The organism is Veillonella seminalis, from assembly GCF_003992065.1.
In the GTDB taxonomy this organism is placed as follows: Bacteria; Bacillota; Negativicutes; order Veillonellales; family Veillonellaceae; genus Veillonella_A; species Veillonella_A seminalis.
Genome location: NZ_RQUZ01000010.1, coordinates 59,115 through 78,469, shown reverse-complemented (window position 1 = coordinate 78,469; position 19,355 = coordinate 59,115). Strand labels below are relative to the sequence as shown.

Genomic DNA, 19,355 nt, shown 5'->3' with positions numbered 1-19,355 from the left:
AGTGTATAATTGGCACTGTTATAATAATTGGGTAACCTTGACGGTTTCTTGCATTCACTTTTCATGATTGTTTTGAAAAAAGAGGTTATCCCAATATGCGCCTATAGCTCAGGGGATAGAGCACCGGTCTCCGGAACCGGGTGCGCAGGTTCGAATCCTGCTAGGCGCACCAGATAAATAAAGGCTTCTCGAATTTTCGAGAGGCCTTTATTCTATTCTAATCAAATTTAATTGACATTATTGATTAGAATGATTAGAATGTAGTTAGAAATTGATTAGAAAATGGTTAGAATTTGATTGGAAAAGTTAGAGTGTGGTTAGAATATAGATGGGGAAAATCTAAGGAGTGATTAGAATGCAATTCGAAGAAACCGAAACTGTTGAATTGAAGGCAATTATACAAGAGGATATAAAAAAAGAGATAATAGCATTTGCAAACTGTGACGGGGGCACTATTTATGTTGGTGTCAATGATGATGGTACGGTAGTAGGTGTAGAACATGCTGATGAATGTGCATTGCAAATCTCGAATATGGTGAGAGACTCTATCAAGCCGGATGTTACTATGTTTATTCACTATGAAACAGTGAACTACGAGGGCAAGTCTATCATCGCCATTAGTGTTCAACGAGGTACTAATCGTCCTTATTATTTAGCTAAGAAAGGTCTTAGGCCTGAAGGTGTTTATGTGCGACAAGGCTATTCATCTGTTCCGACAACTGATACGGCTATTCGTCAAATGATTAAGGAGACAGATGGCGATCGATTTGAGGATATGCGCTCTATCAATCAGGAATTAACTTTTGAATCCACAAAAAGAGAGTTTGACCTTCGAAAAGTTCCTTTCGGATTACCACAGTTGAAAACTTTAAAATTGGTATCTTCTGATGGATTATATACGAATTTGGGGTTACTTCTCTCAGAACAGTGTCCTTATACTATTAAGGCAGCCATATTTCAAGGAAGTAATCAAAATATATTTAAAGATCGTAGAGAATTCTCCGGTTCGCTTATGCAACAAATGAATGAAGTTTACGATTATATTGATCTACATAATCAAATAGGTTCAACTTTTGAAAAACTTCGTCGTATTGATACCCGTGATTATCCGGAGGTTGCCGTTCGTGAGGCATTACTTAATACGTTAGTTCACCGAGATTATTCATTTAGTGCCAGTACGTTAATCAGTATTTTCGAGGATCGACTAGAATTTGTTTCTCTGGGAGGCTTGCTGCCGGGGTTAGAGTTAGAAGATGTGACAGCAGGCGTTTCAGTGTGTCGAAATCCGAACCTTGCTAATGTTTTTTATCGTTTAGAACTCATTGAGGCTTATGGCACAGGTATGCAAAAAATTATGGATGCTTATGTTGGAGCTCCGTTACAGCCACAACTTCGCGTTACTAATAATACGTTTAAAATTATTTTGCCTAATATGAATGCTATGAGAGAAGTGACGGAGAAATCACAGGTAATCAAAGAGACAGTGGCTCCGTTTGTCAGCTCGAATGAGGAGAAAATAATGCATCACTTGGAGGAGAAGCAAGTGATTACTCGAAAAGATGTACAGGAATTATTGAATGTCAGTCAGTCTACAGCCGGTCGTATTTTAAAATCAATGACAGATAAGGGGCAGATTGTACAACTGGGTGGAAGCCGTAATATTCGGTATGAGCCGGTAAAAAAGTGAAACCTTAATACTATTTACAAATGAAGCGATATTGGTTATTTTAAAGGTAAATAGAATCATAGATAAGGAGGTATACTATGCAACATGTAAACGTAGTTCTTTATAATAATTTCACAGCCCTTGATGCGTTTGGTCCGGTTGAAGTATTAAATCGAATTGAGGATTATAAAATTCGTTTCGTATCTTTGAACGGCGGTCTTATTACCAATGAGCAAAATATCCGTATCGAAACAGAACCAATGTCGGTCATTGAAGATGGCGGAAATCTCTTGATTCCGGGTGGTTGGGGCAGTCGTGATCAAGTAGACAATAAAGCATTTCTTGAAGCGATTCAAGCAGCTGCTGAAAAATCCGAATTCGTGCTGACTGTCTGTACCGGTGCTGCTTTGTTGGCCAAAACCGGAATGTTGGACGGTAAACCGGCGACAACAAATAAACGAGCTTTTGATTGGGTGAAAAGTTGTCGTCCCGAAGTTGAGTGGAATCGTATGGCTCGTTGGGTACATACTGACAATATTTATATCTCGGCAGGCGTTTCGGCCGGTATTGATATGGCCCTAGGTTTTGTGCGTGACCGTTTTGATGAAGCTAAAGCGATAGATATTTGTAAGGGAATGGAATATCACTGGAATGCTGATGCGGATAGGGATACGTTTTAATTTTTAGGTTATTATAAAATAAAAATGAAAGATATTTATCAATCAGCATGTAATTGATAAAATTTGCTTTCATATGTTTTCGCTTTTTTGTTATAATAAAATTGTACAGCAATGATGGCTTTTGATATTACATCGGTAGGGATATATGAGTGTATTAAAAGCGTGTGGGGATTATTATTAAATTGGGATAGGGAGTGTTATTATGATGAGTTTTTTGTTTTGGGTTCTTGTGATTTTTCTCGTTTATTACTTTATTACAAGGTATAATCGGTTACAGGGTTTAAATCAAGAAATTAAAGAAGCTCGCTCTAATATTAAGGTAGTAGTAGAACGTAAAGTAGCCATTGTTAATCAGTTTGCGGATTTAGTTAATAGTTATGGCAGTTATGAAAAAGTAATCCAACTTAAGGTTTCTGATAATTATACTGAAATGGCTAAAGCTACATCTGAAGCAGTGACTTCTATTAAAGCCTTAGCAAATACATATCCGGAATTAAAGTCTAGTACTCATTATAGTCAATTCTTAGAGAATATTAGTAAAAATGAGCAAATTTTGACTGAAAAACGTGAGATTTATAACTATGTCGTTAAAGGCTACAATAGCCAAATAGCACAAATACCAATGGTATTTGTAGCATCGGCACTTGGCTTTAAAGAAGCCCCTTATTTTGATCCTAATAATGAAATTGGTATTGATTCGTTCAGTGGTGCAAATACAGAAGCAATAAAAGAGTTGGCGATTAAAGGTACGGAAGTATTAAAAGATAAAACAGAACAAATAAAAGATAAGATTAATCAGTAGTGTAAAAAATTAAAAGAAGGAGCTATCATGAATTGTAAGTAAAAACTGCATTTCATGTTAGCTCCTTTTGTTATTTTAGTTATTACTTTTATGCCCTCAACTCAACAATATTTTCATAGAGAAATCTTGCTTTGTCGACCGGTGAGTTTATATTATCATGGTAATGGCCGAAATACCATTTTTTGAAAGTGATTTGCGGTTTTTAGTTAATCCCAAAGAACTCTAATATTTCATCCAATGAGACGGGGAAGAAGTGATTGGCGTCGATGCCCACATCGTAACGGCGGATTCCTTTTTCACGATTTGCTTCGTTGTATTCGCCGGTTGAGTGAATGTGACCGTGCAGCATCATGCTGCCGTGTTGGTAGCGATTCCAAGCTAAAATCGGATAATGCATTAGGGCAATAGGGACTTCTTTATCAGTGAGATATTTGTAATCACACATTTCTTTAAAAATTTTAGCGTCATATTTTTTATATTTATCATGATTGCCAATGAGCAGTGTTTTTTTGCCATTTAGACGAGCCAACAAAGAGTTAGCTTCTTTGGGCTCAAGCTTTTGCGTTAAATCACCGAGAAGATATACCGTATCCTTAGGTGTGATGCGGCTGTTATAGTTCGCAATGAGGGTTTCATTCATTTCTTCGACGGAATCAAAGGGGCGATTTCGATTTTTAATAACTTTTTGGTAACCTAAATGTAAATCGCTGGTGAAATAAATCATGGTTCTTACTCCTGTCATAGGGTATAATTTAAGTATAAGAAAACGGTAAATTAGGGATATTGTGACTTGAGTTTTTTCTTGAATGGTGGACCAAACCGGGATCGAACTCAGTCAGTCGATATTTAATGTTCTTGGGGGAGAACAGACAGAAAGGGATAGGTATGGGATTTTTATTGCTTATTATTACAGGCCTTATTTATGGTGCTGTAGCGTCGGTTATATTGTTCTTCATCGACTGGATTATAGGCCTTTTCGGTACGCCTACCATATTGGAGCAGCCGTTTATAGTGGACATTTTACAACGACTCGGCTTACCGGTAGAAAGCTTTACTATATGCTGTGTTTGGGTGGCTCTTTTCTTTTTGACATCCATTATTTTATTCCAGTTGCCGCCGATTCAAGGTCTGTTTTTAAAATTTAAAAATATCAGTAAACCACAGGGCGATTTAGCCGTGTATTTGAATAATTGCTGGAGTGATGTTTGTCGACGTGCCGGTGTTGATCCGGATCGGTATACGTTGTATGTGCAACACAGTAAACAAATTAATGCCTTTGCTTTGGGGCATAATCGTGTAGTCGTTCTTATGGGGTTGATTGATGAAATGAACGAGTATGAGTTGAAAGGAATTTTAGCTCATGAACTGAGTCATCTTGTTCATCGCGATACGACCTATGGCATGACATCGGCAGCCATGCTCAATGTGTATAATGCTATAATTATTGCCTTTGAGCTTCTTATGCTGATTATTACTACCGTATACAATGTGTTACGGTATATTCCGTTTATTAATATTTTAGCAGTTGTTTTTATGGCTATCGTTATTTTTATTCGCTTTATTGTGCGAATCCTACATAGCTTGGCTAACTTTGGTTATGTATTATTAGCTCCTTTTGGGTCGCGGATTGCCGAGTATCGGGCGGATCGTTTTGCTCATGAGTTGGGGCTTGGTCAGGCATTGGCCTCTGCTTTGGCAAAATTGACACGCTATGGTGATACGGAGGGGTTTATCAATCAGTTGGTGAGTGACCATCCGCCGTTGCGTAAACGGGTAGCTAAGCTGTATGAATTGTCACAGCAAGGATAATCGAAATTTAAGGCTTAAAAATAAAGGAATTTTATCAATAAGGATATATTTGATAAAATTTTCATTCATCTGTTACGGTTTTTGCTATAATTAAATTATACAGCAATACGGGCTTTGGTTTGGTAGCGAAAATCTTGATTTTTTGAAAAATCCGAAGCTTTACTTATAAAAGCTGGTCATGTACGAAGGAAATTTTCGAAGTCGTTACCGAGTAAAAATCTCTTTTTCATCATAAAGGGCAGTTATGACGGAATCCCATATATTTCTCTTGGTTAACAATAGACCGTATATAATAAGAAAGTGTGAAAAAACGCACAACGATACGTGTTGTGCGGCTTTATTTTTGCCTCAAATCAGGATGTTTGAGGAGGGGTATATAAGAATGAACAGTAACAATAGATATTTATTTTTCAGCCGAGAAAGAAAATATATTCATACGAGTACATAACTGAGCGTTATTACTTATTTAAATGGCGTTTTCAGGCCGGTTGACTTAACTTTCAGATGTTGTATGATGTAGTCAGAGAAAAGAAGAAAGTGCTCATTTGAAGGAGGTGTTAATCATGATGTATTCATTTAATTTGGCAGACGTAGAAAAGAAATTGGCACACACTTATGCAGTAATGCAAAATTCGGAAGCAGCTCAGGCAGTTCGTAATTTAGCTTTCGAAACTTACAATGACAGTTATGATTTAGTTAGTGTTGAAGCTTTGCACGAAGCTTATAAAAAAGAATTAATGGGTAAATTCGTTTCCCGTGCAGCTCTGTTAGTTTCTATGATTCGATAGAGCTACTGCAAATAGAAGTTTGAAATGACAGCAAAAAGACCGTAACCGGAGCCCCTTCACGCCCCCGGGTTACGGTCTTTTTGTGTGTAATTGATTAGTTTGAGACGCTGTTTTGTGTCTCTTTAATGTCCAGTTTGCTGTAAGCAACGCCCCAATCGTACATGGCGTTGATAATCGGTTCCATGGTGCGACCTAAAGGAGACAAAGCGTATTCTACATGGGGCGGAATTACAGGGAACACTGTGCGAGTTATAATTCCATCTTCCTCCAATTCGCGCAGTTGCAAGGTAAGACTACGATGGGTAACGCCTTCGATTAAAGCTTTCAACTCGCTAAAACGCTTATTGCCGGAGAACAGATGATATAAGATAATGCCTTTCCATTTGCCGCTTATGATTTCAAGGGTAACGGAGACCGGGCAAATTGTGCTGGGCAGGGAGTTGGTTTTTCTTTTTTGTGCTTTGCAGATTTAGTTTCAGTACTCATGGGATTCTCCTTAGTGTGATTCATTCTGACTTGTATATTTCTTCCGGCATATGTATTCAACCTAACGTTTATATGCTATTTATAGCTGGTTTCAACACAATTTTGTAAACAGGTCGTTTGTCCCCAAGCTCCTTCGGTTTTGAACCTTGGAAATTCGTTATTATTGAAAAACAGAGCATTAAAGACAAATTGTTCCCTGTATCCTAGGGGGCTCAGAACAGCTTGAACGGTGCCAGCCATTTCATGATTATTTTGGCTCGCAAAAAAGCTGATACAGTAGCTGATGCTGATTACATCACTCATATCATGAAAGATATCAAACACATGCCGGAAGACGTGCAGAACATGATGCGTGGTGCGTACGGCAACTTCCAGACTAACGATTTCAAATTGATCGACAGCGATCGCGCTATGTTCGACTGGGCCAGCAAACAGACTTACATCGCACTTGGCAATATGTTGACAATGGCTGCTATGCTCGGTGTTGACTCTTGCCCAATCGAAGGTTTCAACATTGAAAAAGTAGAAGAAATCTTGAGTCTTTAGCAGATTCTTTAAAGTAAAAAGCCGTAGTGTCGTTGTAATATGACACTTCGGCTTTTTTTGATTGTTCAGTTAAAATATGTTGTTAGTCTTATAATTCAATAAATTGTTGACTTTAATCCAATAACAGTATCGCTTATGTTGAGGCCTATTCCTTTAGAATAGCAGCAATAGGCAACCAATCCCCAATAATACCACGCCTTGAACGCGATTTAAAATACGTTGCGATTTAGGCCCTTGATTTAAGAAACCGCGGAGCTTACCGGCACAAAGGGCAATGATAGAAAAGATAATGAACGCTTGTAAGCTGAAAACAGCCCCTAGCATAGCAATAGCAAGACCCGGTGATTCACTGTCGGGAGCAACGAACTGTGGCAAGAAAGCAAGGAAGAACAACAAAACTTTAGGATTCAAGATGTTCATAATAAGACCTTTGCGGTAGATGGCAAAGCCTGAGGTTTCACCGCTCGAAGATTTGATTGATGACTGACCGTTTGATACATTAGTTGTTTGGCTGTTTGAAGCCGCAGCTTCGGTTTCGTTATTGATATTTGAAACTACAGCTTCGGTTCCGTCATTGGTATTTGAAGCGGTTTTTGTATCCGCAACTTTGGCCGTAAATGCACCATAAGCAAGATAGAACAGATACGCCGCACCAACATATTTTAAAGCGGTAAAGGCAATCGGTGAACTTTTTACCAAAGCGGCTACGCCTAAAATAACGAGGCAGGTATGAAAGACAATGCCCGAAGCTAAACCGCCTGCCAAGGTAATGCCGGCTTTGGCGCCGTCGGCGATGCTATTTGCCAAAAGATATAAATTATCCGGCCCCGGGGCCAGGGTTAAGAGTATTGATGATACTAAAAAATAAGGAAATAAAGCTAAATCCATTGAGAAAAACTCCCTTCAATCGGTAAATGCATACAGTCAGTATAACATATTATTTTTAAAACTCGCTATAGAAGAAAAACGCAGAATCACTCGCTTTTTAAAATCATAGTAATAAAATAGGAATTTTGCTCCGGAAACCTTGACAAACCATTTCCGGTAAACTACCATGAAAACAAAGAGATTGGGAGGCGAATTTATGAATTCAACTGAAATAAAAAAATTACAAGAAGAATATACTAAAGATATTATTGCGTGGCGTCGCCATTTGCATCAATATCCTGAAATAAGTTTTGAAGAGCAGGAAACAACCAAATATTTAGCCGGCGAGCTGGATAAATTGGGCATTCCGTATGTAATTAATCCTGAAAAAAACACAGGCATCGTAGCGTGGATTGAAGGCCCACAAAAGGGCAAAACCATCATGCTTCGTGCCGACATTGATGCACTTACCGTTGATGAACAGACAGGCTATGACTTTGCCGCTAAACACGATGGGAAGATGCATGCCTGCGGCCATGATGCACATATGGCCATTTTATTGGGTGCCGCCAAGATGTTGAAAACTTTGCAGGACAAAATCAAAGGCAAGGTGTATCTCGTATTCCAACCGGCTGAAGAAAGCGGTGAAGGTGCTAAGTATATGAAACAATTTGGCACCTGGTTTGAAGAAACAGACAGCGTGTTCGGGGCCCATATTTGGATTGATTTGCCGGTGGGCAAGATTTCCGTGGAAGCCGGCGAACGCATGGCAGCCGCTCTTGAAATCGGCGTTGACATTGAAGGTAAGGGCGGTCATGGGGCACAGCCACATTTGACCGTGGATGCGACCGTGGTGGCGTCGGCTATCGTGATGAATTTGCAGACTATCGTGTCCCGTCATTTCAGTCCGCTCGATTCTGTGGTACTTACCATCGGTAAGATGACCAGCGGTACGCGTTATAATGTTATTTCCGGGGCCGCTCGTTTGGAAGGGACCGCTCGTTACTTCAAACATGCCATCGGCGATGATTTGAAAAAGACAATGACTCACATGGTTAATGAAACGGCGGCTGCCTACGGTGCAACGGCCAAGGTAACATTCCGTCAAATGGTACCGCCGACTATTAATGATCCGGCCAGCTCCGAGTTGGCTCATCGTGTAGGTGCTGAATTGGTTGGCGAAGATAGTGTGGTCCTGATGGAAAAAACAATGGCCGGTGAAGACTTTGCTTATTATTTGGAAGAAAAACCGGGCTGCTTTGCTTTTTTCGGTATTGCCAACCCTGAAATTGATGCGGTTCATTCCCATCACAGTAATTTCTTCAAAATTGACGAACGAGCTTTACCAATCGGTTCCGCTATGTACGCACAGTATGCGTTACAGTGGCTTGAAGAACATGCCGAATAGTATGGCAAAATAATCGCAATGCCTTTGGGCTGTTGCGAGGTTTTAAGCTTAAAATAGCACAGACTCAGCCTAAAATCGATAAGTAGACATAAAAAATAAGAGCTGTCACAGATGTCAGACCGACATTTGTGGTAGCTCTTTTGCGTTAACGATTATAATCTTTTACGTTACCGCTTATAACCTTTGGCGTTGCCGCTTAAAATTTATTTAATTCTTTGTCCTTCTCTAATTTTTCCTTTTCTTCCAGCTTTTTCTGTTCTTTTTCTTCTTGTTCCTCTTTGTTAAGCTGTTCGATTTGTTCCATTTTAAGCTTAACTGCTTCCGCTTTTAACTCAGCGTCAAAGGAGCGGTCGCGTACGATTTCGGCACTGAGCAGGATAACCTGTACGGACCAGTTAATCCACACGAAGAGAATCATGATACCAACGAGCGGGCCGTAGGTAGAGGAACTGCCGGCGAAATTCGTAACATAGAAACGATAGCCGTAAGTAAGTGCTAACCAAAGAATCGTAGCTAAGAGACCACCGGCAAAGGATCGCTTCCAGGAAATAAGTTTATTGATACGTTCTTTTGTAGTTTTAGGCGTGTCCTTATCAGTTTCTTTGCGCGGTGCATAGTGGTAAAACAAGGTGAGCACAAGCGTAAACGAAATCAAAGGCAATAAAGTCGCTACCATGGTGGCGAGGCTGACAATTTCTTTTGGAATAAAGATGAAGCGCTGCACCACCTGTAAGAAGGCCGGACCGTATACGGAAAGGATAAGACCCAACAGACCTGTTATGGTACCGATAATGGTAAAGAAGAAAGCCTTGCTGTACATCTTAATCATGCCTTCTTCCACATGGTCGAGACCGAGCATCGTGTTAAGGGCATTAATTAAGGCACGCGTGCCGGCTGACATGGTCCAGAAGGCGGTAATAATACCGATGGAGAAGAGCGTACCGCTTTGATTTTTGGTTAAATCATCGATAAGCGTTTCCATGGTATGTTGTGAATCCGGCGGTAAGAGTGCCAGAAATTGATCAAGGATATCAGTATTTTGACTAAGAAATACGGAAATAGCTGTTAAAGCAATAATTAAGAAGGGCACTATAGAAAGAATAATATAGTACGTTGCTTCAGCGGACAAGCGGCCAATGTTATGCTCACTGTAATCTTTCGCAACGCGCTTTGCCCCATTAATAAATGACTTCATAGTTATTAACTCCTTATAAATAATTTCGTATATCGACGGCAGATATATGGTAAAAAGTTCATGTATCTATATATTAGATTTTATCGATATACTTATTTTATAACATATTTTTGAGAAAAATTATAGTGTTTTGATGAAAAAATATACTTTATAGCCTCATATCGCCATTAAAGCAGTTGCCGATTTTAAATGACTGCGATACTATTTAATCATATAATAAAGACGATAATAAGCGTGAATCAGTGAATATCGTTAGTAAGTACGAACGGGCAGATATTAAGGAGATTGTAGTATGGATTTTGAAGCGATTAAAAAGGCAGCTCAAAGTTTTGAAACGGCCACGGCAATAGGCGGCCGTGTATGCGGCCTTGCCGACAATGTATTGTAAATAGAGGCTGAGCCTGCGTTACTGCGAACAGAAGATTTGTTTTTCAAAAAATAATTTTGACAAAATGAAGCAATCATTGTTTAATAAATAAGAGAAATATATAGTTGATTTTAAATAAGAATAAATTATTAAAAAGCAAGTTCTGTTTATGAATTTGGTGAATGGATATTTGTCTTATTTATGGAAACTGTATAAAATATAACTATATATGAGGGAATATAGTTATGTGTAGGTATTAAGCAGGTTGTTAGTTTGAGGAGGTTCTCATGAGCGAAGACACAAAACGCCAAGTGCATCCCGTGGATGAAATGTTGCCGGCAACGCAACTTTTTGCCTATGGCTTGCAACACGTATTGGCCATGTATGCCGGTGCGGTAGCGGTACCGATTATCGTAGCCCAGGCTATGCATTTGTCAGCGGAACAGTTAATTCACTTAATTAATGCGGATTTATTTACCTGTGGGATTGCCACATTGATTCAGACCTTGGGCTTTTGGAAAGTGGGTGCCCGTATTCCAATGATTCAAGGCGTTACCTTTGCCTCGGTTACGCCGATGGTTGTTATCGGGACCCAAGGCGGTATGACGGCCATTTACGGAGCCATTATCGTGGCCGGGCTGTTTACCTTCCTGGTGGCACCGTATTTCAGCCGCTTGATTCGTTTATTCCCACCGGTAGTAACCGGTACGATCATTACGATTATCGGGATTACCTTATTACCGGTTTCGGTACGTTGGATTACGGGTTACGGCAAACCGACTTCACCTGAATTTGCCAGCCCTATGAGTTTATTCTTGGCCTTTGCTACTTTAGCTATTGTTATTATTGTATATCGTTACTGTAAAGGTTTCTTGAGTAACATCTCCGTTTTAATCGGTCTCATTGGTGGCACCATTATTGCTACCATTCTGGGCGTGGCTGATTTCAGTAAAGTGGCCACAGCCGATTGGGTAGGCTTCATTACGCCATTCTCCTTCGGTTATCCGACTTTTGACGTGGGCGCCATTATTTCCATGATTATCGTTATGTTTGTAGTTATGGTTGAAACGACCGGCGACTGCGTGGCTATCGGTGAAATTGTAGACAAACCGATGGGGCGTAAAGGTCTCGCCAGATGTTTGCGTGCCGACGGTTTATCCACCATGCTCGGCGGTATTTTTAACAGCTTCCCATACACCGCATTTGCTCAGAACGTAGGCCTTTTGGCAGTAACTCGCGTAAAAAGCCGTTTCGTAGTAGCTGTGTCCGGTCTCATTCTCGTGGTGCTCGGTTTAGTGCCTAAGATGGCAGCTATTGTTGCGTGCATTCCAAATTCCGTGTTGGGCGGTGCCGGTATTGCCATGTTTGGTATGATTATCGCCAGCGGTATTCGTGCTCTTTCTAAAGTAAATTTCGAAGGCAACTACAACTTAATGCTCGTAGCCGTAAGTATCGGTATGAGTATGGTAACTTTGACCGAACCAAACTTCTATCACAACTTCCCAAGTTGGACTGCCGTTATTTTGCATAGCGGTATCACCCTTGGCAGTTTGACCGCCGTTATTTTGAACTTACTCTTCAACGGTGTGGGTCACGAAGAACCGGTGGACGAAGAGGATTAATCTTCTGAATTTTGAAAAAATAAAGGGGCTATAGCTGAATTGTTATAGTCCCTTTTGTAGTGTTATGTTGAATATATATGGCATTATTTTGACTAATAGTATTAAATTGTATTATAGCATGATATAATAAAACTCGTAATATTGAAAACAATCAATGCAGCGTTGCCGGAGCAACATACAAACCGGCGTCTGCAGTGGCATACTAGACATAGAATCATTATTACTAATAAATGCATTATAGTATACCACAGAAAGGACTTAACATATATATGGCAAAGATTATTGCTATTTCCATAAGTGAAAAAAAGGGGCAAAAAAAACACAATATTCCGGAAGCGGAATTATTGACGGATTTCGGGATGGCCGGCGATGCTCATGCCGGCAAATGGCACCGTCAAATCAGCTTGCTCGGCATTCAAAGTATCGACTTGATGCGTGCTAAAGGGGCCGATGTAAAACCCGGCGATTTTGCTGAAAACATCACCGTGGAAGGTCTCGTTTTATATGAATTGCCGGTAGGCACGAAGCTTACCATCGGCGACGGCGTTTTGCTTGAAGTAACCCAGATTGGCAAGGAATGCCATTCCGGCTGTGAAATCCAAAAACAGGTCGGTTCCTGTATTATGCCGACTCAGGGGATTTTTGCAAAAGTGCTTGAAGGCGGCAAAATTCGCGTAGGCGATGAAGTGACCGTCAGTAACGACTAATTTTATTTTAAATAAATCAGCTTTGGATACATCGGTACCGAATGATTCGGTATCGGATACAGCAACATTGCTTAAAGGAGAATTGTATGGTGCAGGATAATTGGCAACGGACAATTGAATATGTGCGTCTTTCGCTGACAGAAGCCTGCAACTTTTGCTGCCCTTACTGCCGGCCAGAGGCGATTACGCCGGAAAGTCAGACGAATTTATTGTCGCCTGATGAATGGCTTACCATATTGGGGGCGTTCCACCAATTAGGCGTGCGAGCTTTGCGCCTTACGGGCGGTGAACCACTCCTCTATCCGCATTTGGACGAATTACTTCGTAAATTGCAGGGACGGCAGTGGTTTGAAGACGTATCCATGACGACTAACGGCAGTTTGCTTGCCAAAAGGGCCGCAGAGCTCCATAAGCTTGGCCTTGATCGCGTGAACATCAGTCTTGATGCGGTTGATGAATTGACATTTGATGTGCGAACCGGACGAACCGGTGAATTGCCGGCCGTTATCAAAGGTATTGAGGCGGCCTTCGAAGCCGGGTTTACGTCCGTTAAAATAAACACGGTATTGATGGAGCCTATGTCCGATGACATGGTGCGCTCTCTCTTGGCGTATATGGAAAAATGGCCGGTTATTTGGCGCTTTATCGAATACATGCCGTTCCAGGGGCAAACGTTCAGAGGTCCTACCTTTGAAGAATGGCAGGCTCAATTAACCAGAATCTGTGGCGGACCTTTGATTCCGGTTGAAAAAAACGGGGGCAAAAAGGGTAAGACCGGTAGTAATGAAGACGGCGATGCGGGCAGTGTCGCGGCAAGAAAGAACGACGCGCAAAAGAATGCTAAGAATAAATCGGTAACCGGTTTCGGTCCGGCTACGTATTATGCCTTGCCGCAGGGACCGGTGGTCGGCTTTATTTTCCCAATGAGTCACAGCTATTGCCATGAATGTAATCGTGTGCGACTTACATCGGACGGTCGTTTGCGTCTTTGCTTATTGCGTGACGATGAAGCAGACTTAGTCAGCTTGGTGCGTCAAGGGAAGTCATCTGAGGAGTTGGCTGAACATATTAAGGATGTATTGCAACTGCGTCGTGAACAGCACGAAGGACCGGATATGGCGGCACCTAAACGTGCCATGTGGCGTATCGGAGGCTAAATAAGTATCTTCGTAGTTAAGTTCTTTTATAAGAGCTAAATTGAGTGCCTTACGGGGGTATTGAATTAAGTGTCTTTATAGGGTACAAAATTAAGTACCTTTTAAGGCGATAAACGTCAGACAAGGCTGACAATAGGGTGTAGGACGGTCAGCCTGAACGGAATGAATGAGGTGGTGTAATGAAACGATTGGATTGGGGAACAACGGCTAATGGCGACCCGGTTACTATGTATGAATTGGAATCAAATACGATTAAACTGCGCGTAATCGACAGAGGAGCCACCATCGTCGATTTTATTGTTAAACCGTTACAGCGTAATATTGTTCTGGGATATAACTCATTGAGCGGTTATGAAGGGGGCACGGCCTATTTGGGTGCTACCGTTGGCCGCGTTGCCAATCGGATTGCCGATGCTCGCTGTGAAATTGACGGCACTGAGTATAGTTGGCAGTCGAATAACGGACCCAATTTATTACATAGCGGTGAACATAGTTTAAGTTTTGCCGTTTGGCATTTAGTGCCGCAAAGCGCTAAACAGGCTTTTAATTATGATAAAATCACCTTGGCGACGCTTATACGCAGTGAAGAAGACGGGTTTCCCGGTGACTTGCGCGTACAGCTGGATATTATTGTCAATGGGACAGACGTTAATTTAACATATCGCTATATGACGTCCAGAAATTCAGTCGTTAATATTACGGGACACAGCTATTTTAATTTGAATGGCACGGATTCTGATACTTGTACTAATACTGATATTGTTGCGAAGGAAGCCCGTAAAGTGCAGTCGTTGATAACGAATCACCAATTGCGTTTAGATGCGGTGCGTTACATGCCGTTTGGTGAAAACCAGATTCCTACCGGTCATATTGCTATAGTAGAGCGGACACCGTTCGATTTCAGCGTATGGCGTACGTTAGGGAACAGTTTGACTGCCTATAAGGATGAACTGGAGGAATACAGAGGCTATGATCATCATTATGTATTGCGTCTGCCTACCGCTAATAAACAGTTTACGGCACCGGTTAATACTCACTTCAGCGATATGGACGATATGACCAAACGCTTGTCTTTATGTGGCACTATGCATGTAGATGATTTGTCACTGGAAGTCTATTCCGATGCACCCGGTTTTCAACTGTACACCGGTAACTGGCTGGATGAAACCGGCCGTAATGGCGTCTATTACGGGCCTTACAGCGGTTTGTGCATAGAGCCGCAATTCGCACCGAATGATGTTAACATGCCTAATTTCGGCGAATCATTGACAAAAGGCGGTACGATTTATGAACGTCATATTACGTATAAAGTGAATTTATTAAATGGCTGACAAAAATAGCGATTTAGATTAAGATTAATATAGAGTTACTTGACCGGTTGTGCCAAGCACGACCGGTTTTTCATAAGTTGATGTAACTGACAAAAGCCCTTGATTATTGTGTTGATAGCGTGGTTAGGGCCTTAGGCAGTTGTGATACAGGTAAAAAGGAGGACCTTATGGACGCATTTACATTTCATAATCCTACAAAAATCGTATTCGGTAAAGCCTGCGTGGCTCAGTTGGGCCAAGAACTTGCCAAGTACGGGCAAAACGTGCTTTTGACCTATGGCGGCGGCAGTATTAAACGAAACGGCATTTACGAAGATGTAATGGCACAGCTTAAAGCGGCCGGCAAAAACGTTGTTGAATTGAGCGGTATTATGTCTAATCCTCGTACTGAAAAAGTACAGGAAGGGGCCGATTTATGTCGTGAGCATAAAATAGATTTTATCTTGGCTGTCGGCGGCGGTTCCGTTATTGACTGCTCGAAATTCATCGCTGCGGTAGCTAAAACCGCACCGGACTATGATTGGTGGGAACACATGTTTATGAAACGTGAAAACGTAACCGATGCGTTACCGTTTGGCGTTGTTTTAACCATGTCGGCCACGGGCAGTGAAATGAATAATCGCGGCGTTGTGACCAATTGGGAATTGCAAAAGAAAATGGGTGGTTATGGCGATGCCCTATATCCTCAATTCTCTTTCTTGGATCCGGTTTATACCTATTCCATGCCGCATAATCAGATGATTAACGGGATCTGCGACATGCTGTCTCACTTGATGGAACAGTACTTCTCCTTGCCGGAAACCAACAACTTGAGCGATGCCCTCATTGAAGCGGCTTTTAAAAACATCATGGCCAATGCAGCGATTGCCATTAAGAATCCGGAAGACTATGAAGCACGCTCCAACTTGATGTGGGGCGCTACTTTGGCTTTGAACGGCATTATGGGGCTTGGCAAAAAACAGGATTGGATGGCCCATCAGATTGAACATGCATTGTCCGCTTTTTACGACATTCCGCATGGTGCCGGCTTAGCCATCGTGCATCCGATGTTATTACGCTATATCTTTAAAGATCATGTACCTCGTTTCGTACGCTTCGCTAAGAATGTATGGGGACTCAGCGAAGACGAATACGCCAACGAAGCAACCTTGGCCTTGGCCGGTATCGATGCTTTGCGTGCTTATTTCAAATCAATCGGAGCACCGACAACCTTAACGGAAGTGGGCATTCCGGCTGAAGCATTGCCTAAGATTGCCACAAGCTCCAATCGCTATCCGACTTCGTATACTAACTTTACGACGGAAGATATCTTGGCAATTTACCAAAGTGCGTTGTAGAAGTGGGAATTGTGTTTCCAAACAGCACAAATTTCTTTCCAAACAGAATATTTTCATTTCCTTTGAGGCGGTCTTATTTCTATTGACCGCCTCTTTTGTTCCATTCATCGAAAACTCGTTTACGCCTTTTCTAAAATAACATACAATGCTATCAGATAAAGATTGGTTATAATTTAATAAATCAAGATAGCTGTGAGCATGCATATTCACAGCGTTTCTCATTTTCTTCTTAGGCGTTCATAGGGGTAATTTCTTGCTTGTTGCTCAACTCTTGCACAACCTTTTTAATATCATAATAATTTGGTAATAGGTTGACGGCTGCTATCAATGCACTTGCATCTTTGTGGATATATACATTTTGCGTGATGTCTTTTCGCAAGCTGTGCCCGAGGATTCGTTTAGTGATATTTGAATCTAACTTATATTCATCGGCAAGTGTAGCGAATGTGTGCCGTCCGTCATGTGGTAAGTGCCCAGATGCTTTTTTGATGCGTTTTCTAATCAAATCGGCATTTTTGTCGAGTGGGATAAACGTATCAAGCCTTTTGAATTTAGCCTGTGCGTGCATCTCTGTAATAATTGGGACAATACATTCAGCGATGGGGATAATTCTGTTTTTGCCGGCGGCGGTCTTAGAACCGCCCACCATGTAACGTTCTTTAATATGCACATCTTCAAGACGCATTTTAACTAATTCATTAGGGCGCATGCCTGTATATATGTACACGAGTTGCCATTTGGCGACTATATCATCAGACTGCCATAATTCCAATATCTTTGGCATAGTGTACGGCTTATGTATCTCCGCTTTCTCCGGTTCCGGTGGTAGTATGATATATTTTGCATAGTTTTTAGCAACGGGCACATCGTTTTTGTCGGCGGCTTCATATAAGCCGTGAAATGCACACATAATTTGTACAATTAACGACCGGCTTTTATCGGCGTACGCATCAATAACAGCCTGTAAGTCAGCCAGTCGCACATCAGTCATAGGCAATTTAAATAAATGTTCAATTTTCTTTTTGGCGGTGTTATATGGTGTTAAACCCACGCCTTTGCGTGTTTTGATGTCAAGCATCCACTGCCAACACTGCTCAACGGTAATTATTCGATTAGTAATCTCTGTCGGATTGCCTTTATAATTGCTCAAATATTCTTGTGCTTCTCTAGCGGTTTTAAATGTACCTACTGTTTTGCGGATCGCTTTACCGTCATCAGTAAAGCCGGTAGTAATAACCACCCTATAGGGCTTTCTCAAATTCTTGTGTTTCATTTTGTAGATTGAGCCTGTTCCATTTGCTCTTCTCATAAAAAAATCACGCTCCTTGTCTAATTTTGGGTATGGTTAATAGACTTAGAGCGTGTTATAATTATTATATGGTGAGTGGCACGCCCTAAGTGTCGCATTATTCCTCATCCTGTTGGCGCAGGGTGGGGGACATTTTTTATTTATGTTTAGATATTAATTCTTCAAGTTCTTTTAAATCTTCTAAATCAGCTAGCTTAGCATCTTCTTTTTTTCTTCGTGCATCAAAGTCGGTATAGGTATTATTTACTAATTTGACCATAGAGGCATGTGATACTTGACCAAGTGTATTTAATAAAGGTATATCATAATCTACTAGCAGTTTATCTACACTGTTTCGCCAATAAGTAAGAGTCAGGTCTTTTTTTAACTTTACCCTTAGTTCGGCACTTTCTAAAAAGATGGATACTAATCTATTTAAGGAATCAACCTCATTATGAGTTAAGTAATTTTTGGCGATAGTAATATCTTGTTTTCGTACAATTTTACCTTTCCAAGAGGTTAATGCCATATTGGGTTTGTTTGCATCCGCTCGTGATACGATAAGTTCAGCAGCTGTTTTTCCTGTTACACCATAAATAAGCTTATTTTGTGTTTCAGTGAAAAATTTTGTGGTTTCAACATCTGTTTTATCGTAGTCTGACGATAAGGCAAATAAATCTTTTAATTTTTGGTAAAAACGTTTTTCACTTGCCCTAATATCTCTGATTTGCTCTAATAACTCATCAAAGTAATCAGGGCGACCATCTGGATTTTTAAGGCGTTCGGAATCAATAACAAATCCTTTTTGCATGTATTCTTTTAATGTTGTATTAGCCCATTTTCTGAATTGAACACCTCTTTTAGAGCGGACTCGAAAACCTACTGCTAGAATGGCATTAAGATTGTAGAGTGTTACTTGATAGGTTTTACCGTCAGCTGCAGTTACCGAGGAATTCTCGGTAACTGCTTTTTTGTCTAGTTCATTATCTGAAAAAATATTCTTAAGGTGGAGCGAAATATTATCTGTAGAACATTCAAATAATTGTGACATACTTTTTTGTGTCATCCATACAGTTCCATCATTGGCATATAGTTTTACATTAGTTTCTCCATCTTCTGTGTTATATATAATTATATTATCCATGAACTTGCCCTTCTAAATTTTCTATACCTTTGCAATATCTCAAAGGTCTTTTTCTTATTTCTATAATTTGAACAAACTATTTCAGTTATTATTTTTTTTTTGCTTTCTAGGCGATATAATAAGCTTATTCCCTCATCCTGTTGGCGCAGGGTGGG

At 40.8% G+C, this 19,355-nt stretch carries 18 protein-coding genes and 1 tRNA gene; 13 read left to right on the top strand and 6 right to left on the bottom strand.

The annotated features are described in order from the left end of the window. Window positions 1-97: 97 nt before the first annotated feature. From EO126_RS07915 to EO126_RS07900, 4 genes are all read left to right on the top strand, one after another. A tRNA-Arg gene (locus tag EO126_RS07915) sits at window positions 98-172 on the top strand. A 183-nt stretch (window positions 173-355) separates the two neighbouring features. Further along, on the top strand, window positions 356-1,687 hold the full coding sequence (locus tag EO126_RS07910; RefSeq protein ID WP_006556310.1) for an RNA-binding domain-containing protein: 1,332 nt from the start codon (window positions 356-358) through the stop codon (window positions 1,685-1,687). Between the two features lie 77 nt (window positions 1,688-1,764). Further along, the gene (locus tag EO126_RS07905) at window positions 1,765-2,346 is read left to right on the top strand and encodes a DJ-1/PfpI family protein (RefSeq protein WP_127008389.1); all 582 of its coding nucleotides are present in this window, start codon (window positions 1,765-1,767) and stop codon (window positions 2,344-2,346) included. Window positions 2,347-2,548: 202 nt separating this feature from the next. Then, window positions 2,549-3,148 carry a LemA family protein gene (locus EO126_RS07900; protein WP_127008387.1) on the top strand — a complete coding sequence of 200 codons (600 nt, stop codon included), beginning with the start codon at window positions 2,549-2,551 and terminating at the stop codon, window positions 3,146-3,148. 202 nt (window positions 3,149-3,350) lie between these two features. Here the strand turns inward: EO126_RS07900 and EO126_RS07895 are convergent, their stop codons facing one another. After that, window positions 3,351-3,872: a metallophosphoesterase gene (locus EO126_RS07895; protein WP_127008385.1), complete on the bottom strand. Its 522-nt coding sequence runs from the start codon at window positions 3,870-3,872 to the stop codon at window positions 3,351-3,353. Between the two features lie 161 nt (window positions 3,873-4,033). Between EO126_RS07895 and EO126_RS07890 the strand changes: the two genes are divergently transcribed. Both EO126_RS07890 and EO126_RS07885 read left to right on the top strand, forming a co-directional pair. Then, the gene (locus EO126_RS07890) at window positions 4,034-4,957 is read left to right on the top strand and encodes a zinc metalloprotease HtpX (protein WP_164726725.1); all 924 of its coding nucleotides are present in this window, start codon (window positions 4,034-4,036) and stop codon (window positions 4,955-4,957) included. A gap of 563 nt (window positions 4,958-5,520) precedes the next feature. Next, window positions 5,521-5,745: a DUF6290 family protein gene (locus EO126_RS07885; RefSeq protein WP_127008381.1), complete on the top strand. Its 225-nt coding sequence runs from the start codon at window positions 5,521-5,523 to the stop codon at window positions 5,743-5,745. 94 nt (window positions 5,746-5,839) lie between these two features. Here EO126_RS07885 and EO126_RS07880 read toward each other — a convergent pair whose 3' ends face one another. Further along, window positions 5,840-6,103, bottom strand: a complete 264-nt coding sequence (locus tag EO126_RS07880) for a winged helix-turn-helix transcriptional regulator (RefSeq protein WP_240631456.1) — start codon at window positions 6,101-6,103, stop codon at window positions 5,840-5,842. A 350-nt stretch (window positions 6,104-6,453) separates the two neighbouring features. Between EO126_RS07880 and EO126_RS07875 the strand changes: the two genes are divergently transcribed. Then, window positions 6,454-6,777: a nitroreductase family protein gene (locus EO126_RS07875; RefSeq protein WP_206168764.1), complete on the top strand. Its 324-nt coding sequence runs from the start codon at window positions 6,454-6,456 to the stop codon at window positions 6,775-6,777. Window positions 6,778-6,930: 153 nt separating this feature from the next. On the opposite strand, the gene EO126_RS07870 is transcribed toward EO126_RS07875, so the two are convergent. Then, window positions 6,931-7,665: a LysE family translocator gene (locus EO126_RS07870; RefSeq protein ID WP_127008377.1), complete on the bottom strand. Its 735-nt coding sequence runs from the start codon at window positions 7,663-7,665 to the stop codon at window positions 6,931-6,933. Window positions 7,666-7,861: 196 nt separating this feature from the next. Here EO126_RS07870 and EO126_RS07865 point away from each other — a divergent pair, with 196 nt between their 5' ends. Then, window positions 7,862-9,052: a M20 metallopeptidase family protein gene (locus EO126_RS07865; protein ID WP_127008376.1), complete on the top strand. Its 1,191-nt coding sequence runs from the start codon at window positions 7,862-7,864 to the stop codon at window positions 9,050-9,052. A gap of 196 nt (window positions 9,053-9,248) precedes the next feature. On the opposite strand, the gene EO126_RS07860 is transcribed toward EO126_RS07865, so the two are convergent. Beyond that, entirely contained in the window at window positions 9,249-10,247 is a 999-nt protein-coding gene (locus EO126_RS07860) for a YihY/virulence factor BrkB family protein (protein WP_127008374.1), read from the bottom strand. Between the two features lie 654 nt (window positions 10,248-10,901). Here EO126_RS07860 and EO126_RS07855 point away from each other — a divergent pair. The 5 genes from EO126_RS07855 to EO126_RS07835 all read left to right on the top strand — a co-directional run bounded on the left by EO126_RS07855 (window position 10,902) and on the right by EO126_RS07835 (window position 16,768). After that, window positions 10,902-12,236: a nucleobase:cation symporter-2 family protein gene (locus tag EO126_RS07855; protein ID WP_006556322.1), complete on the top strand. Its 1,335-nt coding sequence runs from the start codon at window positions 10,902-10,904 to the stop codon at window positions 12,234-12,236. Between the two features lie 269 nt (window positions 12,237-12,505). After that, window positions 12,506-12,943, top strand: a complete 438-nt coding sequence (locus EO126_RS07850; protein WP_006556323.1) for an MOSC domain-containing protein — start codon at window positions 12,506-12,508, stop codon at window positions 12,941-12,943. Window positions 12,944-13,032: 89 nt separating this feature from the next. Continuing rightward, window positions 13,033-14,100, top strand: a complete 1,068-nt coding sequence (locus tag EO126_RS07845; RefSeq protein ID WP_225723688.1) for a GTP 3',8-cyclase MoaA — start codon at window positions 13,033-13,035, stop codon at window positions 14,098-14,100. Window positions 14,101-14,279: 179 nt separating this feature from the next. After that, window positions 14,280-15,431 carry an aldose epimerase family protein gene (locus EO126_RS07840; RefSeq protein ID WP_127008370.1) on the top strand — a complete coding sequence of 384 codons (1,152 nt, stop codon included), beginning with the start codon at window positions 14,280-14,282 and terminating at the stop codon, window positions 15,429-15,431. Between the two features lie 167 nt (window positions 15,432-15,598). Then, on the top strand, window positions 15,599-16,768 hold the full coding sequence (locus tag EO126_RS07835) for an iron-containing alcohol dehydrogenase (RefSeq protein WP_127008368.1): 1,170 nt from the start codon (window positions 15,599-15,601) through the stop codon (window positions 16,766-16,768). 229 nt (window positions 16,769-16,997) lie between these two features. Here the strand turns inward: EO126_RS07835 and EO126_RS07830 are convergent, their stop codons facing one another. Together EO126_RS07830 and EO126_RS07825 are read right to left on the bottom strand one after the other, a co-directional pair. Then, on the bottom strand, window positions 16,998-18,077 hold the full coding sequence (locus tag EO126_RS07830; protein ID WP_127008366.1) for a tyrosine-type recombinase/integrase: 1,080 nt from the start codon (window positions 18,075-18,077) through the stop codon (window positions 16,998-17,000). A 136-nt stretch (window positions 18,078-18,213) separates the two neighbouring features. Then, window positions 18,214-19,200: a virulence RhuM family protein gene (locus EO126_RS07825; RefSeq protein WP_127008364.1), complete on the bottom strand. Its 987-nt coding sequence runs from the start codon at window positions 19,198-19,200 to the stop codon at window positions 18,214-18,216. Between the last annotated feature and the right edge of the window lie 155 nt (window positions 19,201-19,355).

What these genes read in the sequence shown, in the direction of transcription:
- EO126_RS07910 (WP_006556310.1), top strand. Translation starts at nt 356, where the DNA reads ATGCAATTCGAAGAAACCGAAACTGTTGAATTGAAGGCAATTATACAA.
- EO126_RS07905 (WP_127008389.1), top strand. Translation starts at nt 1,765, where the DNA reads ATGCAACATGTAAACGTAGTTCTTTATAATAATTTCACAGCCCTTGAT.
- EO126_RS07900 (WP_127008387.1), top strand. Translation starts at nt 2,549, where the DNA reads ATGATGAGTTTTTTGTTTTGGGTTCTTGTGATTTTTCTCGTTTATTAC.
- EO126_RS07895 (WP_127008385.1), bottom strand. Translation starts at nt 3,872, where the DNA reads ATGATTTATTTCACCAGCGATTTACATTTAGGTTACCAAAAAGTTATT.
- EO126_RS07890 (WP_164726725.1), top strand. Translation starts at nt 4,034, where the DNA reads ATGGGATTTTTATTGCTTATTATTACAGGCCTTATTTATGGTGCTGTA.
- EO126_RS07885 (WP_127008381.1), top strand. Translation starts at nt 5,521, where the DNA reads ATGATGTATTCATTTAATTTGGCAGACGTAGAAAAGAAATTGGCACAC.
- EO126_RS07870 (WP_127008377.1), bottom strand. Translation starts at nt 7,665, where the DNA reads ATGGATTTAGCTTTATTTCCTTATTTTTTAGTATCATCAATACTCTTA.
- EO126_RS07865 (WP_127008376.1), top strand. Translation starts at nt 7,862, where the DNA reads ATGAATTCAACTGAAATAAAAAAATTACAAGAAGAATATACTAAAGAT.
- EO126_RS07860 (WP_127008374.1), bottom strand. Translation starts at nt 10,247, where the DNA reads ATGAAGTCATTTATTAATGGGGCAAAGCGCGTTGCGAAAGATTACAGT.
- EO126_RS07855 (WP_006556322.1), top strand. Translation starts at nt 10,902, where the DNA reads ATGAGCGAAGACACAAAACGCCAAGTGCATCCCGTGGATGAAATGTTG.
- EO126_RS07850 (WP_006556323.1), top strand. Translation starts at nt 12,506, where the DNA reads ATGGCAAAGATTATTGCTATTTCCATAAGTGAAAAAAAGGGGCAAAAA.
- EO126_RS07840 (WP_127008370.1), top strand. Translation starts at nt 14,280, where the DNA reads ATGAAACGATTGGATTGGGGAACAACGGCTAATGGCGACCCGGTTACT.
- EO126_RS07835 (WP_127008368.1), top strand. Translation starts at nt 15,599, where the DNA reads ATGGACGCATTTACATTTCATAATCCTACAAAAATCGTATTCGGTAAA.
- EO126_RS07830 (WP_127008366.1), bottom strand. Translation starts at nt 18,077, where the DNA reads ATGAGAAGAGCAAATGGAACAGGCTCAATCTACAAAATGAAACACAAG.
- EO126_RS07825 (WP_127008364.1), bottom strand. Translation starts at nt 19,200, where the DNA reads ATGGATAATATAATTATATATAACACAGAAGATGGAGAAACTAATGTA.